Annotated in this window: 26 protein-coding genes; 11 read left to right on the plus strand and 15 right to left on the minus strand. The window is 59.4% G+C overall.

From position 1 onward, the window contains the following. Positions 1-513, minus strand: a complete 513-nt coding sequence (locus tag PAQ31011_RS03955; protein WP_150574555.1) for a terminase small subunit — start codon at positions 511-513, stop codon at positions 1-3. 60 nt (positions 514-573) lie between these two features. Here PAQ31011_RS03955 and PAQ31011_RS26295 point away from each other — a divergent pair, with 60 nt between their 5' ends. Together PAQ31011_RS26295 and PAQ31011_RS03965 are read left to right on the plus strand one after the other, a co-directional pair. Continuing rightward, positions 574-966 carry a hypothetical protein gene (locus PAQ31011_RS26295; RefSeq protein WP_174989923.1) on the plus strand — a complete coding sequence of 131 codons (393 nt, stop codon included), beginning with the start codon at positions 574-576 and terminating at the stop codon, positions 964-966. Positions 967-1260: 294 nt separating this feature from the next. After that, the gene (locus PAQ31011_RS03965; RefSeq protein ID WP_150574557.1) at positions 1261-1722 is read left to right on the plus strand and encodes a hypothetical protein; all 462 of its coding nucleotides are present in this window, start codon (positions 1261-1263) and stop codon (positions 1720-1722) included. Here the strand turns inward: PAQ31011_RS03965 and PAQ31011_RS03970 are convergent. The 12 genes from PAQ31011_RS03970 to PAQ31011_RS26305 form a co-directional block, all read right to left on the minus strand. Then, positions 1715-2104, minus strand: coding sequence for a sigma-70 family RNA polymerase sigma factor (locus PAQ31011_RS03970; protein ID WP_150574558.1), 390 nt, complete (start codon positions 2102-2104; stop codon positions 1715-1717). The two genes, PAQ31011_RS03965 and PAQ31011_RS03970, sit on opposite strands and share 8 nt — an antisense overlap. Next, positions 2097-2573 carry a nuclease domain-containing protein gene (locus PAQ31011_RS03975; RefSeq protein ID WP_343031660.1) on the minus strand — a complete coding sequence of 159 codons (477 nt, stop codon included), beginning with the start codon at positions 2571-2573 and terminating at the stop codon, positions 2097-2099. Before PAQ31011_RS03975 ends, PAQ31011_RS03970 begins: the two co-directional genes overlap by 8 nt. After that, positions 2530-2898 (minus strand): hypothetical protein, encoded by a 369-nt coding sequence (locus PAQ31011_RS03980; RefSeq protein WP_343031661.1) that lies wholly within the window; start codon positions 2896-2898, stop codon positions 2530-2532. The genes PAQ31011_RS03975 and PAQ31011_RS03980 overlap by 44 nt, the downstream gene beginning before the upstream one ends. Further along, the gene (locus PAQ31011_RS03985) at positions 2895-3245 is read right to left on the minus strand and encodes a hypothetical protein (RefSeq protein ID WP_150574560.1); all 351 of its coding nucleotides are present in this window, start codon (positions 3243-3245) and stop codon (positions 2895-2897) included. The genes PAQ31011_RS03980 and PAQ31011_RS03985 overlap by 4 nt, the downstream gene beginning before the upstream one ends. Continuing rightward, positions 3242-3724, minus strand: coding sequence for a DUF1064 domain-containing protein (locus PAQ31011_RS03990; RefSeq protein ID WP_174989925.1), 483 nt, complete (start codon positions 3722-3724; stop codon positions 3242-3244). The genes PAQ31011_RS03985 and PAQ31011_RS03990 overlap by 4 nt, the downstream gene beginning before the upstream one ends. Before the next feature lie 10 nt (positions 3725-3734). Continuing rightward, positions 3735-4235, minus strand: coding sequence for a hypothetical protein (locus tag PAQ31011_RS03995; RefSeq protein ID WP_150574561.1), 501 nt, complete (start codon positions 4233-4235; stop codon positions 3735-3737). Between the two features lie 182 nt (positions 4236-4417). Beyond that, positions 4418-5212: an ATP-binding protein gene (locus PAQ31011_RS04005; RefSeq protein ID WP_174989927.1), complete on the minus strand. Its 795-nt coding sequence runs from the start codon at positions 5210-5212 to the stop codon at positions 4418-4420. After that, positions 5209-5994 carry a helix-turn-helix domain-containing protein gene (locus tag PAQ31011_RS26300; RefSeq protein WP_174989811.1) on the minus strand — a complete coding sequence of 262 codons (786 nt, stop codon included), beginning with the start codon at positions 5992-5994 and terminating at the stop codon, positions 5209-5211. The genes PAQ31011_RS04005 and PAQ31011_RS26300 overlap by 4 nt, the downstream gene beginning before the upstream one ends. Beyond that, entirely contained in the window at positions 5991-6254 is a 264-nt protein-coding gene (locus PAQ31011_RS04010) for a FaeA/PapI family transcriptional regulator (protein WP_150574564.1), read from the minus strand. The genes PAQ31011_RS26300 and PAQ31011_RS04010 overlap by 4 nt, the downstream gene beginning before the upstream one ends. Positions 6255-6264: 10 nt before the next feature. Then, entirely contained in the window at positions 6265-6462 is a 198-nt protein-coding gene (locus PAQ31011_RS04015; RefSeq protein WP_150574565.1) for a hypothetical protein, read from the minus strand. Continuing rightward, the gene (locus tag PAQ31011_RS04020; RefSeq protein WP_150574566.1) at positions 6459-6899 is read right to left on the minus strand and encodes a phage regulatory CII family protein; all 441 of its coding nucleotides are present in this window, start codon (positions 6897-6899) and stop codon (positions 6459-6461) included. The genes PAQ31011_RS04015 and PAQ31011_RS04020 overlap by 4 nt, the downstream gene beginning before the upstream one ends. 328 nt (positions 6900-7227) lie before the next feature. After that, positions 7228-7383, minus strand: coding sequence for a hypothetical protein (locus tag PAQ31011_RS26305; RefSeq protein ID WP_174989929.1), 156 nt, complete (start codon positions 7381-7383; stop codon positions 7228-7230). 283 nt (positions 7384-7666) lie between these two features. Between PAQ31011_RS26305 and PAQ31011_RS26870 the strand changes: the two genes are divergently transcribed. Both PAQ31011_RS26870 and PAQ31011_RS04030 read left to right on the plus strand, forming a co-directional pair. Further along, positions 7667-8053: a helix-turn-helix domain-containing protein gene (locus PAQ31011_RS26870; RefSeq protein WP_150574567.1), complete on the plus strand. Its 387-nt coding sequence runs from the start codon at positions 7667-7669 to the stop codon at positions 8051-8053. 835 nt (positions 8054-8888) lie between these two features. Continuing rightward, entirely contained in the window at positions 8889-9152 is a 264-nt protein-coding gene (locus PAQ31011_RS04030; protein ID WP_150574568.1) for a hypothetical protein, read from the plus strand. 681 nt (positions 9153-9833) lie between these two features. Here PAQ31011_RS04030 and PAQ31011_RS04035 read toward each other — a convergent pair. Then, the gene (locus PAQ31011_RS04035; protein ID WP_150574569.1) at positions 9834-10085 is read right to left on the minus strand and encodes a hypothetical protein; all 252 of its coding nucleotides are present in this window, start codon (positions 10083-10085) and stop codon (positions 9834-9836) included. Between the two features lie 50 nt (positions 10086-10135). On the opposite strand from PAQ31011_RS04035, the gene PAQ31011_RS26875 reads away from it, so the two are divergent. The 6 genes from PAQ31011_RS26875 (at position 10136) to PAQ31011_RS04055 (ending at position 12711) form a co-directional block, all read left to right on the plus strand. Next, positions 10136-10264 (plus strand): hypothetical protein, encoded by a 129-nt coding sequence (locus PAQ31011_RS26875; RefSeq protein WP_281349965.1) that lies wholly within the window; start codon positions 10136-10138, stop codon positions 10262-10264. A gap of 131 nt (positions 10265-10395) precedes the next feature. Then, positions 10396-10644, plus strand: a complete 249-nt coding sequence (locus PAQ31011_RS04040; RefSeq protein WP_150574570.1) for a hypothetical protein — start codon at positions 10396-10398, stop codon at positions 10642-10644. Positions 10645-10779: 135 nt separating this feature from the next. Continuing rightward, on the plus strand, positions 10780-10926 hold the full coding sequence (locus PAQ31011_RS26310; RefSeq protein WP_174989931.1) for a hypothetical protein: 147 nt from the start codon (positions 10780-10782) through the stop codon (positions 10924-10926). Beyond that, positions 10923-11276 (plus strand): hypothetical protein, encoded by a 354-nt coding sequence (locus tag PAQ31011_RS04045; RefSeq protein ID WP_150574571.1) that lies wholly within the window; start codon positions 10923-10925, stop codon positions 11274-11276. The genes PAQ31011_RS26310 and PAQ31011_RS04045 overlap by 4 nt, the downstream gene beginning before the upstream one ends. After that, a complete protein-coding gene (locus PAQ31011_RS04050) occupies positions 11273-12178 on the plus strand; it encodes a ParB/RepB/Spo0J family partition protein (protein WP_150574572.1) in 906 nt (301 codons plus the stop codon). The genes PAQ31011_RS04045 and PAQ31011_RS04050 overlap by 4 nt, the downstream gene beginning before the upstream one ends. A gap of 2 nt (positions 12179-12180) precedes the next feature. Then, complete coding sequence (locus PAQ31011_RS04055) at positions 12181-12711, plus strand: hypothetical protein (RefSeq protein WP_150574573.1); 531 nt, start codon at positions 12181-12183, stop codon at positions 12709-12711. Here PAQ31011_RS04055 and PAQ31011_RS04060 read toward each other — a convergent pair. Continuing rightward, on the minus strand, positions 12708-13208 hold the full coding sequence (locus PAQ31011_RS04060) for a hypothetical protein (RefSeq protein WP_150574574.1): 501 nt from the start codon (positions 13206-13208) through the stop codon (positions 12708-12710). The genes PAQ31011_RS04055 and PAQ31011_RS04060 overlap by 4 nt on opposite strands. Before the next feature lie 31 nt (positions 13209-13239). Here PAQ31011_RS04060 and PAQ31011_RS04065 point away from each other — a divergent pair, with 31 nt between their 5' ends. After that, positions 13240-13626 (plus strand): beta-sandwich lipoprotein, encoded by a 387-nt coding sequence (locus tag PAQ31011_RS04065; RefSeq protein WP_150574575.1) that lies wholly within the window; start codon positions 13240-13242, stop codon positions 13624-13626. Positions 13627-13639 lie beyond the last annotated feature (13 nt).

Here is a 13639-nt window from a genome sequence, read left to right on the forward strand (position 1 = left end):
TCAAACCTTCTTACCGCCGGATGCGGCGAGGCGCGGAGGCGCAGCCCGACCGAATCGGCCAGCGACGTTCTTCGCGGCCTCTTCGCGCTGTTCTTTCTTGCCGCCCTCGCCCCGCTTCTGATGTGTGAACGGCATCAACGCCTTCGCTGCATCGATCTGAAGCTTGCGCTCCGTAAGCGGATCGTTCATTGCGGCCAGCAGAAAGTCTTTCGGGTCCGAGTACATGACCACCTTGGCGAGGTCGAATCCAGCGGCGACCGCCGCGCGCTTGACGGCTTCCGCGTCAGGCGGCACCACTTCGTTCGCTTGCGGCTTCGCTGCCGCTCGCTTCTTCGACACACCTTTTTTCTGGTGTTGGGCTAGGTAGGCGGCGACATCCTTGTCTTTAACAAGTCGCGACCCCGCCGCCGACGCGGTGGCCGGACTGTACCCAGCCGCGATTGCCGCGTCTTTATTGGACTTTCCGGCCAAAACAGCATCGGCAAACAGCCGCTTTTTGCTGTTAAAGGCCATTAACAAAAACTCCAAAAGGGGAAATTTTCTGCGCGTGCGGGAACGTGCGGTCTAGGGGATTTGCTCGATCAGACTTTTGACCGCCCCTCCCTATCGCTGACGTTCGGTGCGCTGCTTCTCGCTATCGTGATGCGGCTTGCAGAGCGTCTGCACGTTCGCGGGATCGAGCCGCAATCGATCATCCCCGCGATGGGCAATGATGTGATCGCCGATCGTCCCAAGCGGCTCAGCTATCCCGCGCTCTGCGCATGCGATGACAACTTCGGCCGGCGACAAGCCGGACATGCCAAGATCGCGCAAGCAGAACACGCAATGTGGGTGCTCGGCGAGGTGCTGCGCGCGTATCCGCTGCCAGTCAGCACCGTAGCCGCGCGCCGCGCTAGCTTGCTTTCCGGTTCGCCAAGACGGGGACTCAACGACCTGAGTGCGCGCTTTCAGTGGCGCAAGTCGTGATCGGAGTGTAGTCAGTCTAGGCATGAGAGAAAGCGCCCGCGACCGCCGAAGCGGTGCGGGCTAACGCCGTATGGCGAGGAGGAGACACGCACGAGAAATGGAAAAGCCCGCGAGGTTTTCACCGTCGCGGGCTCTGGAGGCAATGATTCAGCCTTTCCGAAATGATACGATTTCGTCCGGTTTTGTGCAGAACTATTATGTGCAGATTTTCTTGCACAGCGCAGCGCAGAAAGATCGAAAACTAAACGCGATTACGCGCGCGCAACTCACGCCTCATCACAATACGGGGATTTCATGTTTCCTAGAATCTTTGCCCTTTTCAATCGCGACTCAAGGCTCTTCAGAATCATCGTAAATCTACTGTTCTGGGGTGCCTTTGGAGCCGTAGCGATCGCCTATTACACCTACGATACGCCCAGTGCCTGGAACAAGCCGGTTCCGGCAAAGGTAATGGGCGGCTACGTAGATCTGAAGCTGATTACGTTTCAGGTATTCGGCGGCCTCCTGCTTCTCGCCTTTCTCGCGCTTCTCATTGTGAAAACCAGAGGCACGACGGAAGTATCTCGGGCGATTCACTTGACCCGTCGAATCGCTGACGAAGTCGCATCGGTTATCGTCAACCTAGCCTCGTTGTGCCTCGTTACTGGATGGATCGTCGGGGACGCCAGCAACATGCTCGCTTCGGTACCGCTCTATCTTGTCGGTGCGTGGTTAATGGACCACCCCCACCACGCCAAGCCCGCTCCCATTACGTAATGGACATCGTAGGGCCGGAATGCGCCCGCTCAATCACCAAGGCCAGCCTTAGCGCCTTGCGCGAGAACCTTTGGACACGATCATAAAACGTCCGCGTGCTGACACCCATTGCTGCGGCCAGTACTTTCACAGGCCGGAACCCGTGCACGTGGTAGAGCGTGAAGCAGATGCCGCATTCGGGCAACTCGTCGGAGAGCGCATGCACAGCCATATTGAAGTACGCCATCTCAGCGCTCATCGGCGCGTCAGGAATCTCCGACGCAAACTTTCGTGGTTGCAGACGAGCCAAGATTCCAACCGGCACGGGAGGCGCAAGCAGCCTGCGAGTCCTGCACCAGACTCCGTACTCCAGGCAAAAGCTCGACAAATCTTGATCAGTCATTCCCTTCAGTCTCCCATCCAAGCAGTCGGGCGCGGTATGGTGCCCATCGATCATATGCAGCATTGAAGAGTCCTCGCTTCTCGTCTCGTGTCAATTTGTTGCCCTGGTCGTACTCGGCGTGGCACGTGAAGCATGCCGGCACCGTCAATCTGTCTGGGGTCTTCAGCCCCATTCCCTTACCTTCGTTGCGATGTGCAGGCACAGTCGTCTGCCAATCACCGCAGCACACACCATCGATACGCAGGTAGCACGGCTGGCCCGCGCATGCCGAGAGTGACGTCTTGCAGTGCCCTGCTCGCTTCTTCCGGGCCTTTCGTTTGAACGTCGTTCCTTTGAGCACGGCGGTACCGCTAAACGGGTTGAGCGTTGACGACGCCTTGCGTTTGAAGCCTGAGCGTTTCATCGGCGTCTTGCGCTGCATGGCCTCACACCGCCTCTCGCGCCTTCGCTTCGCCCTTGAGGGCCGCATAGGCGATGCAGTCCTCAGCGCTGTCGGCGTGATATCCCGGACGCTGAAACAGGCGAACGTCCTTGAGCACCTGCAAGAGCAACCAACCCTCCGGCTCGGTCAGGTTGCGGCCTGTGATCGCATTGAATGCCTCGACGGCTTTGCGCATGCTGCGCTCACCTTCCGGCTTGTCGTACTGGGCCGCGCGGGCTTCCATGTGGGACTTCGCCGCAATCAGTAAGCCCGGTGCACTTACAGTCGGTTTCGCCACATTGGCAAGCGGGACAACGCCTTGCCAGCATTCGGCGCACATGGTGAACTCATCGCAACCGCATGCTTTGCTCATCGCAGTTCCTCGCAAAGTCGTTGGTGCGAAAGCGCATACGAGTCATACGCCCTGAGGCGCTTCCATTTCGGTCTGTAGGCGGCCCCGGCGATCGAGAGCCTCGGCGCCTGGGAGACGAATTGCGGAGCCTCGACAGTCGAGACGGCACCGATCAATGTCTTCGGGCTGGTGAGCGCAAGGCTGAACTCATCTGCGCGAAGGCCGCTTCGCTTGACCAGCAGACCTTCGGCCACAAGCTCATCGATCAACCTCATCACCAAACGCTTCGAGCCGTCGCTCAGATCGACAATAGCGGGCCGCGTGTACCACTCGCCCTTGTCCATACAATCCAGAATCACGTTCTTCATTTGATCTCCGTAATCGTCAGCCCCTGCAACGCCATCAGGTGCCGCTTCAGTCGATACATCTGGGTCAGAAATCCCTTCACGTCCTCGATGACGGTCACTCCGTCACGCTGGTACACGAAGTCCGCTACGTAGTGGCGCGCAGGGCGCTTGCGGCCATCAATCACCACTGAGGCAGCGATCTCAAAGCTCACCTGTCGAAGCAGCCCAGAAATCAGGCCCGCATTCTCTTCCGCCGTGAGCACCAGCCAGCGATGCATTTCCTTCTCGCTGTCGAATTTCTCGCCGCCCAGCTCGCACGGCTTGTTACCGTACTTCGATCGCTTCGCTGCAACCATGCCGAGAATCGGCTGCGTCAGCGGTGCGGGCGCAGGCGACGCCAACTCGACGACCGTGGAGCCGATCTGTTCGCGAATTCGCGCTGTACCGACACGCCCATTGCTAATTGCGCTTTCCGGAAACGCGAGCCCCTTGCGCGCCATATCGCTCTCTTCAGGCCGCGTCAGCCAGCAGCTTCTGCAACTGCTTGAACTTCGCCGCCTCGCCCGCCGTCTTCTCGATGCCCTCTTCAATTGACAGCGCCGCCGTTTCAATTTCCGATGCGATGGCCTTGGTCTCGGCCTCGACGTGCTTGTGCAGCGCCGCCAGGCGCTTCGTGATGGCCGACAGAAGATCGATCGGCGATTTCGGTTCGTTCGTCACCACTACTTTCTCCTTCGTTTGAATAGCAACCGTCTTGTCTGCGGTGGCGGTCGGCTTAACCTGCACGCGGCGGTAGTGCCCCGTCTTCACCTCCTGCACCAGACCGACATCGCGCAGCGCCGCCAAGCAGCCCTGCAAGATGCGCATATCGATGCTCGCGCGCGTCGTGCGGATCAGCGCCGAGCCGATCTGCCCCAACGTCCAGCATTCCTGAATCGGCACGGCCTCGAACACCTTCTGTGCAATAGCTGACTGGCCGCGCAACTTACTTTCAAATCGACTCGGGGTCATTCGTCATTTCCCTTTGCTATGCAGGTAGGCGATGTACGCCCTCAGTTCTTTCTCTTGCCTCTCTGCGACGTCGTCACCAAAGACTTTTCGCACCCTAGCGATGAAGACCCGTGCCAGATCGCCATTTCCGACCTTCGCAGCGCTCGCCGCTGCTTCGAAGCGCCGCCAGCACTCGGTCGAAGTCACGCTGCGACCTTGCCTCGATGACTTTCCCAATCGAACACGACGGCCTCACCGCCGTCCTCCCGAAGCCGGTCAAACACGCGCTCACCCAGAAACGAACGAATCCCCGGCACGCGACGCCCGTCGACCACCTCGTCATCAACCGTGAGATTCGAGAGAAGGATGGTCTGACGGCGCTTCTCATATCGCTCGTTCAGCACGTCGAACAGGATCAGCTTTTCGGTTTCAGACCCGAACTGAACGCCGATCTCGTCGAGAATGAGCAGGTCCGGGAACGACAGCGCAGCAACGGCGGCAGACTCCGACTCCGTGCTGCCACGCGTCCACGTGTCTTTCACCCGCCGTACAGCGCGCATGACCGTCGTGAACAGAACCGTGCGCGGCGCGGACTCCATGATTGCGTGACCGATTGCGACGGCAAGGTGCGTCTTCCCCGTTCCAGGCAAGCCGAGAAAGATGGCGCATTGCCCACGGCGATCTGGCTCGCCGAAGTGCGCGGCAAAGTCGCGTGCAAATTCGAGCGCGCGGATCTGCCCCGGCGTCGTGGCGACGTAGTTTTCTAGTCGGCGGTCCTTGAAACGATCGGGGATGCCGGTATCGCCCAAGCGGCGCTGCCAAGCTTCGCGTTCGCCCGTGCGAATGATCGTCTCGCGCTCAAGCTCAATGCGTGCGGCATCCTCATCGGCGCACTTCGGGCAGCCCGTCCACGAGTCCCCAAAGTAGCAAAGGCGTTCGAAGTCGCCGTGCTTCGGGCAATTTGCGGAAGAGCGGAGAGGTTGTGCGTGGAAGTTCACAGCTTGCCTCCCGTTCCGTAACTGCGCTTTCCAAAGCCCTCGCCGGAAGCGCCCTTCGCCGCGCCGGTCGTGAGAGCGCTCTCGTTGCGGACCCAGTTGCGCCAAGTGGCATCCCAGTCCGTCTTACGCCCCTTCTCGCCCGCCTTGGCACCCCAGTAGTCCTTGAACTTCTCGGCAACGCGGCGAACATGGTCGGCATTCCACGTCGGTTGCTCCTTCAAAGCCCAGTCACCAAGTGCCTTGGTCAGAACCCAGTCGTCGGGTAAGCGCGTGCCGCGCGCACCACTGACGGTTCCCTTACGGTTAACTGATGGTTCTACTGATGGTTCGGGTGCAAAAGCTTTGCACCCTTTTCTGTCGTCGTTTGCACCCTTTCCGTCTCCAGTTGCACCCTTTTCCGCTTCGGATTGCACCCTTTCTGCAGACATATTCGGTGCAGAATCTGCGCCCTTTCCGTCGTCTTCCGCGTCATCGGAAATGGGTGCAAGTTCTGCACCGTTTAACCACGAGGGATTGATACGGTACTCGGCGGGCATTCCGGACTGGCCGCGACCACCAGAAGCAGGACGAACGAGGACTAGCCAGCCGGACTTCTGCATGCGCCGAAGTTGGTACTGGACAGCTCGTTCGGATTGGCGAGTACGCGCGGCCATGGTGGCCACGCTCGGGAAGATACGGGTGCCGTCGTCGTGAGCGTTATCGGCAAGCTTGAGCGCGAGGAGCATTTCGCCACCGCCGGTCGGGTAGCGCTCGAATACCATGCCCATCACCTTGGCGCTCACGGGCGAGCCCCCACCTTGACGACATATCGCGTAACGCCGCGACGAATCGCCGTCGACTCGACGTGCCCCGCCGCCTCCAGCGCCTTGATGGACTCGCGAACGGACGAATCGGACATGCCGCAGGCGTCCGCGATATCCCGCACGCTGGCGACGCTTTCACCGGTCGACAGGACGGCGCGATGGCACAAATTCTGGTGGACGATCTTTTGCAGCGCAGGCAGGCGTACTGCCCAACCCTGATTCTGGAGATGTGAACTCATCGCAGGCTCCTCAGTGGTCGCACGGCATTTCACCGTTGGGCAGCCGCACGGCACCGCAGCCGATGCAAAGCGCCGGCTTCTCGGCCGCGACAGTCACAGTCACAGCCCGCGATGCGCCTTGCACAAACGCTTCCTTGGCCGCTTCGACTGCCGCCTCAAGCGCGACTTGATCGACGGACGCGCGCAACATCATCTTGAATTCACTCATTCAGCCATGCCCTCCAAGCGCGCCGCGATGTTGAAAAGCACCTGTGCGTGCGCGAAGATTCTCCCCTTCACCCGATTGACTTCCTGGAACTCGACGCGGCCGTCTTCGAGCGTCTTCACGATCTCCTTGCCAACCTCGCCGTGCGTTTCCCACGCACGAGCCATCATCTCGACGATGGCTGAGTCGCAGCATTCCGACAGGTGAGGAATCTTCACGATTGCCGAACCGCGCTCGGCTGCCCACGCCTCCAGCACGCGCTCGTCGTTCGCAACGTTCGTCGCCTTCACGGCTTCGTTCAGGCTCAGGTGATGCGTCTGATTGTTCGGATTGACCTTGTTGCGCAAGACCGCCGCCGACATCCCCAGACGCGGAGCAAGTGATTCGCTGCCGCCCGGATAGTCGTGAACCAGTGCGTGTGCCGCGTCAGTAATGTTCATTTGCGTGTTCCTCGAACGTTTTTATTTGCTTCTCAGGCCGCTACGATGGCCTCATGAAAACTGCTAAATCTGGCGAGTCCCCCGACGGTGCTAAGCTGTGCGCTCTTCACTTCGTACAACTCAACATCCATCGGGGGTCTCATGGACAGGATTTCGGAACTCGAACTTCAGGTGATTGCGCTCGGATCGATTGTTCAATTGCTTCTGGGCACTCATCCAGACAAACAGAGAATTACGGACGTAATCGAAAGCGTCCGGGACAACACGAAAGCCAAGTTCGATGCACAGGAAGAAAAGGCCGCCATCGAAGCGGTTTTCGAACCATTCGTCACTGCCGGGCGCGGACCGCGGACTCCACCTGCTGCTTGAGCGTCGGCAAAATATTCGTCAAGTTCGCTTGGATCCGCGCCGACTCAATCGCGTCGGCACGATCCAATGCGGGCCGAATCACCCACAGCACGAATCGCGCGTACAGTCGCTTCATTCGCTCTCTCCAGTGGCGCCGCCGGATCTTGTCCCGACCGTTGCGGCGTGTAACTGCTCAATCCGCTTTGCGATTCCGTAGGACGTTCGGACGCCTCGCTTCCCGGAAAACAGCGCCGAGATGAGCGATTGGGAGCAATCGGCTGCCAACGCGAGTTGTGACTGCGTGAGGCCGGTTTCCAGGAGGTCGGAGACTGCTTGTCGGATGTCCATGCGCCGAGTATCACATTTGTGTTTATTCAAGTCAACACAAATGAAATGGCGCACTCCATTACGATTGTGATATGTACACCCTAGCCGAACGCCTCCGATGGGCACGAACGAAAGCTGGCCTCTCCCAAGAACAACTCGGGACAAAGGCTGGCGTCACTCAATCGACAATCGGGAATCTCGAATCGGGGACGCGGAGCACCGCCAGGCGCTTGCCGCAGATTGCGGAAGTCCTTGGGGTGAATGCACTGTGGCTTGCTGAAGGCAAGGGACCGCAGACATCGAGCGGGAAAAGCTCTGGCAATCTAGACGCCGCTTTAAGTGGCGCGAGCGACGCCGCGCGCGAACTTGTCGAAGCGATTCTTCGCGCCGACCAGGCCGGCGAACCCGCACACACTTTCAATCTGATGCTTCGGATGCTCCCCGGGGACGATGAGCCGGTTGGTCGTCTGAACCCGTAACGTCGTCCGACGCCGCATTACGAGCACCGCCGATGGGATCCAGCGCCCAGTCGTCGGCGATCATTGCCCGAGCTACCACCATGTGGCATCGGTCCTCGCTCATAGAGAACGCTGGCCCGTCCAACAGGTACACGAGCCATTCCGTCGACGAGTGGGCGCGGCGGATAAACACCAGCCTCCCCTCCAACAGCTCGTTCCATGCCTTATTAATCCGCGCCAAGTCCCCTGGCTTGCAGCGCAGTTGGGACGACCCACTATCCGTCACAGCTAGGCCCTCTTAGAGTTTTTGTTAAGACTACTGTATATTTGAACAGTAGTTTAGCCTCGTCCACGCAAAAATTTCAACCTAATTTCTCCATCACTCGTCATAAGCCGTCGATCGTCTAGCAGCCGGTCATCGAGGCTCAATGACTCCCGCCTTTCCGAAGCCGAGGCGAAGTAGATGCGGTTTGACACAATCACAAAATCACAAATGTGTTGACACCGACAAATCACATATGTGATTATCAACTCCAACGCAGCACACATCGCTGCCCGCCCGCAGGTTGGGGCGCTCCTTAAAAACTCAGTTACCGATAGAACACGCCGATGGCGTTCGCAGATTGCGGGCGCGGCTAGGCGCAGGGCGGAACCCTCTACCCCTGAGACAAAGACCGGAGGCTATCCAAGAGACGCCTGGCTGCTCACGTGGCTATAGAACGTCGATTGGATTGAAGAGATGCAGCGCCGCCGGGAGCCGACTCAGTCGGGTGTAGTCCGGGACGCTGCGTCCAAATGCTGTATCTGAGGCGGCTTTCTTCCGAGAGCCGCGCCATATACACGAGGAGGTTTGAAGATGCGAATCAACGTCTACAGCCAAGAACTGACCGACGAGGTTGTTTTGGTGGAGAAGCCGAGCAATACCGGCATCACGTACAGCGCGGTGCAGTTCATCCTGCATTCGAGCGAAAAGCTGCACCATCCGCCCTTCGATGACGACCGTAGTGCGGTCACGTTCTGGTTGCCCAAATCGCTTAAGCGCCGCGAGCGGCTTGCGCAGGTATTCGAGCGCATGGCCGACATGGTGCGAAAGGCGCCGCGTGAAACCGGCCTCGACTGACACCTCCCTGGCGAGGGAGCGCCCACAATGACGCAGGCGTGACGGCCGCCAGAGTGCGGCACCTAACGTGTTGCGAAGAAACTCCCGACCGTCGCCAGTACGTAGATAGCAATGAAAATTGCGAATCGAGTGTCCCGACGCCGGCGCTCTTTCTCGGGAACGACTGGGTCGTAATGATTGTAGCCTCGCCTGTACTGGCGTCTCAGCACATAGAGCCCCAGCACGGATAGTACTACCCAGACTAATGGTTCGTATTTGTTCACACGCCCTCCCCGGTTATCTCAGCGAACGTGCGCTCCAAACAGAATGAGGATCGCCAGGACCGAGACAGACGCCGCCCCGGCGATGAGCGTTGTCCGCGCGTGGTGATCTTCGTCGTCGTGCGTACCGTTGGAGGGCATGAAGTAGCCAGCCGCGCCGACTACAACACCGATTGGGACTAGAGCGCCCACTATCGTTCTGATCGTCACCATCATGATCATTCCCCCGTCGTTATGTCTCTGATTCTCGTCCCTACATCGGGACTGCGGCGGGAAAATTTTCGAGTTTGGATTTCAAGCAGTCGCTTTAACGAACGAAGCCTTCAAGTGAGCAGATCCGACGGCGGCGCGGCGTCGTCATAAAGCCCGTATCTCACTTCCCCCCGATCTGATCAGGATCTCGGGTCTGCTCTCTTGAGGGTCAACCGCTTCCGTCTTCTCGTGCTGCTGCGTTCCTTGCGATAGCGAGCAGTCCCTGGGCTAGAACGACGTTCGCGTTGTGTTTGACGTCTGACGCCCCGTTTTTCATGAGCATCAACGGGAATTGACTCGCGACGCTCTCCCACTTCGCGAGCAGCGCGGCCGGGTCGGGGTGCGTGGCAAACAGCACGCTTAGCGCGGCGGAGAACACAGCCGACATATCCGCATCATCGGCTTGAGGCAGGTCAGGCATGTCCATAAGTCCCCCGCGAGTCGCGATAGAAGTACCTACCAGAATACTCCATGCCAATTCTCCTGATTCTGCTGCCGCTCCTCTGGGCGCGAGCGGCGGCTTACCCGCGTCTGTGGCGTGCGCCGCCCCAACGCTTTCGACGGACACGAAACACGGCCGTGCCGATGGATTACGGCTAGGTGCACCTCTCTCGCGCCCGCTTAACGCATCAGAGCGAGCCTGAACGCTCACAGGCCCATGACGGACATGGTTAAAGCCGTAGCCCCGGTGTTCTGCCGGGGCTTTCCCTCTTTCCCTATCGAGGTTCCCCATGAGACTCGTCGCGCTCGCGGCCCTGCTCGCCCTTCTCTCTGCCTGCACCGATCCCGATACCGCGCGCCGAGCCCTTGAGGGGGCCGGATACACCAACGTGCAGATCGGCGGCTATAGCTACTTCGGCTGCAGCGAGAAGGACACCTACTCGACGTCGTTCACCGCCAAGGGACCAACCGGCGTGTCGGTATCCGGGGCGGTCTGCTCGAACGTGATCTTCAAGAACGCAACCATTCGACTCGACTGAGGAGAGCAACATGCACGCAGCAGAGATTCGCCGGTATCACGCCGGATGGCATGACGCCGTCCACGGCACGCCCTGCCAATCCGATGACCTCGCGTACCGACTCGGGTATCGCGACGCTACCCACTGAGGCGCGGCATGTTTCAGCGCCTCATCGTCGATCCCGTGAACACCGTCTTCCTCCGCTACAACCAGTGGACGATCGACCATAAGCGGGCGGCTTGGGCATGCCATCTGTCCGCCCTCGTCGGTGCGATCGTCGCAAAACTCGCTTTCAACGTATGAGCAGTACCCCGAACAGGGCGGCAGCAAAACGGGCTTGGGAAGCGCTGCGACCGCTTGTGAACAAGCGGCGTGCCCGATCCGTGCGGACTGCCCTTCCCGGCTCATCTCGGCATCACGAGGAAATCGAAGCGCGACAGCAGTTACTCGACGCGCTCGCGACGCACTCAACCGTCATGCTCGCCGCACTCGCCTTTTACATCAAGACCGACGCCCAACGCCGCGACGACGTCGAAGAGAACGCCGCGCGCTGGGAACACATCGAATCCCACTACCCATACGGCGGACACCCTTCTAAGGGATTCCGAGAACACATACGCACCGCCGTCGACCGCGAACGAGGAAAGAAATGACCGCTGCGCCGTCCTTCAAACAGAAGATCCTTGCTGGCGAGATCAAGCGTGCCGACGCAATGAAGATCAAGTACGAGGATCTCCACATCCGCCCCGGGTTTAACCTCCGCGTTTCGCTGGACCTTCTCGGCGAAGAGGCCCGTAAAGAAGCTGAGGAAGACGACGAGGGGCTCTATCAGCACATCTCATCTGGCGGCCAGATTCCCGCTCTCGAAGTCGTCCCGCGCGGGGACGGTGGCGTCTGGATCGTCGAAGGTCATCGACGCCATGAGCAGCTCGGTCGAGCCGACAAAAATGGCGTACCTCTTCGAGACGCTAAGGGCGACCTGTGGATCTCTATCGTGCCGTTCATCGGCAATGACGCCGAGCAGACGGCGCGCGTCATGTCGAGCAACAAACGCAGGCAGTTGCATCCGCTTGAAAAGGCGTTTGGATACCTGCGTCTGCACAAATTCGGGTGGGATAACGGCCGAATCGCGGCGAACGACGGCGTGTCGCCCCAGTGGGTCGGAAAGATGCTGATCCTCGCGGGCGGCAACACCGACGTTCATCGCCTGGTGTTCGGCGGGAAGGCTTCCGTATCGGTCGCGGCAGACGCCGTCAGGCAGCACGGCGAGCAGGCTGGCGCGTTTCTCTCCGGTGAATTGGAAAAGGCGTCGGCTGGAGGCAAGAAGAAAGTCACAGCCGGGTCGATCAGAGGGAAGTCCTACCCTCGCAAGGCGGTCAGCGCGTACGTCGAGCGAGTCGGCGCATTCGTTTCGGCCTTCCCCGAAGCCCAGCTCACCGCAATCGCTAAGACCGAAACTGACTTTCAGGTGACGGTCAGCGCAATGGCGCTGCGCGAGTTGCTCGCCGCACACATCGACATCAGCACCACGGGCACGAAGCCTAGGGAGGCATGACCATGCGAATCTGGATGCCTAGGCTGGTGGCCTACACAATCATCGGGTACGCCCAGCTCAAGCCCTATTTCGACCTTCACGGCTATATGCGCCGCTGGTGGTTCCGCAAGCCGAAGGGACACGACGAGAGCGCCGCCGCCGACGGCCGTCGCGATACCTCGTGGGGTGCGCGCGTGCACAACACGCTCCGCAGCGACGAAGGTCGCGATCTGCACGACCACCCGTGGTGGAGCATCTCTATCGTGCTGCTGGGCGGTTACTGGGAAATCATGCCAACCGAGCAGGAGCAGCCCGCGCGGCTGGATAGCCAGCCGGAAACGTCACTGCTGCGCGGTTATCGACGTGTGTGGCGCGGTCCCGGCTCTATCGTGTTCCGTAAGGCAACGGACCGACACCGGCTCGAAATCCCCGAAGGCAAAGACTCATGGTCCCTGTTCATCATGGGGCCGTGGCAGCGCAACTGGGGGTTTCACACGCCGCGAGGATGGGTGAATTGGCGCGAGTATTCCGATTTACCAAGCGCCAGCGGTTAAGCCTGATAGTCGAACTTCTCTGCCGCCTCTTTGATAGCTCGAATCATATGACGGCGGATATAAACGCGGCGACTGCCGAAGTGCACACCGATATCGTCGTCATAGTCACAGCCTACAGAGACCCCGTCCACCTCCATTGCCTGAGGGTAGCGGCCGACGACTACGCAAAAACTGAAGGTCACCGGCCCGAAGGATTTCTCCTTACTGCGAATGTGGCACGCAGCGTTGCGGCATTTGTTGATAAGCGTCGTAACGTCATCTGCCGCGTCCGTCGGCTTGATGTCATCCGTGAACGACACACGCATCCCAGCATCGTCAGCAGCCTGAAGTATGTCGTTTAGAAGAATCAGCACATACGTGACTGCTGGGCGGAATAGCGGAGTGCCGACGTTCTCCGGATTCAACGCCTTACTAGATATCAGCTCTGCGCATTCTCGAATGCTGTCATGAATTTGCCGGACATCAGGTGCTTGGTACTTCTGTGCCGCTTCCTTCATCACTCGTCTCCATATTTTTCCGGATCCTAGCATGACCAAACTTCTCGCCGCTCTCGGCGCAGTTGTGATCGCGCTCGTCCTTTCCGCGTGCTCCGACGACGCACGCGTTGCTTCCCAAAACCTTTCAAAGGCCGCAGACAACTTCGAAATCAACCGCCGCATCGTCTTCTACAACGGCATCACCGGCGAATACATGCTGACCATCGAAGGGCTTTGCTCGCGCGACAACGGCAGCACGTCGACGAAGCTGGCTATCGTCTGCAAGGTCGGCCCGAACGAGTACAAAAAGCACTTCCTCGGTTTGTCCGATAACGTCACCTATTTCATCGAGCAGCTCGAACCGGCGAAGGCGAACGTCTACCACTACGCAGTCACCTTCAAGCCGTCGGTGATAGTTCCCGACATCACGGTCAGGTGAGTTGAGTTACGAC

It is taken from the genome of Pandoraea aquatica (assembly GCF_902459565.1).
Lineage (GTDB): Bacteria > Pseudomonadota > Gammaproteobacteria > Burkholderiales > Burkholderiaceae > Pandoraea > Pandoraea aquatica.